General features: G+C 72.5%; 1 protein-coding gene. It reads right to left on the reverse strand.

Features of this window, described 5'->3' with window-relative positions:
* Window positions 1–1,312 (reverse strand): polyketide synthase dehydratase domain-containing protein (locus ACLQ2X_RS28335; protein WP_425684129.1); only part of this gene is annotated, 1,312 nt, incomplete at both ends.

A 1,312-nucleotide genomic window follows, 5' to 3' on the forward strand; every position in this document is an offset into this window, starting at 1 on the left:
ACCGACCGCACAAACCCCCACACCGCCGACCCCGCAACATCAACCACCCCACCATCACAACCCACACCCACCGCGCCCCGGGTGAGCACCACCAGGCGGCCCGGGTGGTCCGAGGCCAACCAGGTCTGTACGACCTCGAGAATCCCGGCCAGCCGGGTACGGGTCGCGTGGTCGAAGCCGGCCGTGGGCTCGGTGGGCGGGACCTGATACACCACGACGGCTGCCTCACCTGTCGTCTCCAGGTCGGTGTGCAGGTCGACGACCAGCCCGGCGGCACGCAGTCCCTCGTCGACCTCGGTGGATCCGTCGTTGGCGAGCACCGCCCAGGTCGCGGCCGGGTCAGGAACGAACGGGGGAACCTGCACCGGCCGCCAGTCCACGGCCAGCAGTCCGGAACCGGTGTCGAGGTGACCGGTGGCGACCGGGCGTAGGGACAGTGCGTCGATGTCGAACACCGGGTTGCCGGAGGCGTCCACGGCGGCGACGGCGAACGTGTCGGACGCAGTGGGGCGAAGCCGCACCCGCAGCGTGGAGACGCCGACCGAGTACGCCCGGAAACCGCTCCAGGCGAAGGGCAGCAGCAACCGGTCGGGGGCCGGGTCGGCGCGCGGCACCTCGGGCAGGAGAAGGCTGTGCAGGGCGGCGTCCAGCAGAGCCGGGTGCACGGCGAACCGGGTGGCGTCGGCGCGTTCCGCGACGTCCAGGTCCACCTCGGCGAACATCTGGTCGCCGAGGCGCCAGGCGGCCCGCAATCCGCGGAACGCCGGACCATAGCGGTATCCCCGGTCGGCGAGGTTCTCGTACGCGCCCGCCACCGTGATGGCCTCCGCCCCTGCCGGTGGCCACTCGGACCCCCATTCGGGCCCGGTGACCGCACCCGGGCGGTGGCCGAGGACGCCGACGGCGTGGCGGGTCCAACCCGTCTCCGCGTTGTCGGGATCGGGGCGTGAGTGGATTTCCACCTGTCGGTCACCCTGGTCGTTCGGGGCGCCGACGACGACCTGCATGACGACACCGCCCTCGTCGGGTACGACGAACGGCACCTCCAGGGTGAGGTCGTCGACCTGGTGGTGGCCGACCCGGGTGCCGGCGTGCAGGGCCAGCTCGACCAGTGCAGCGCCGGGGAGCAGGACGGTGCCGGCCACGGCGTGGTCGGCCAGCCACGGATGGGTACGCAGGGAGATCCGACCTGTCGAGACGGACTCGTCCCCCCCGGCGACCTCGATCCATGCCCCGAGGAGGGGGTGGGTGGTGGGGTCGAGTCCGAGGCCGGTGGGGTTGGTGGTGTGGTGGTGGGGGGGTCGGGGCCAGT

Source organism: Micromonospora sp. DT31 (assembly GCF_049841795.1).
Lineage (GTDB): Bacteria > Actinomycetota > Actinomycetes > Mycobacteriales > Micromonosporaceae > Micromonospora.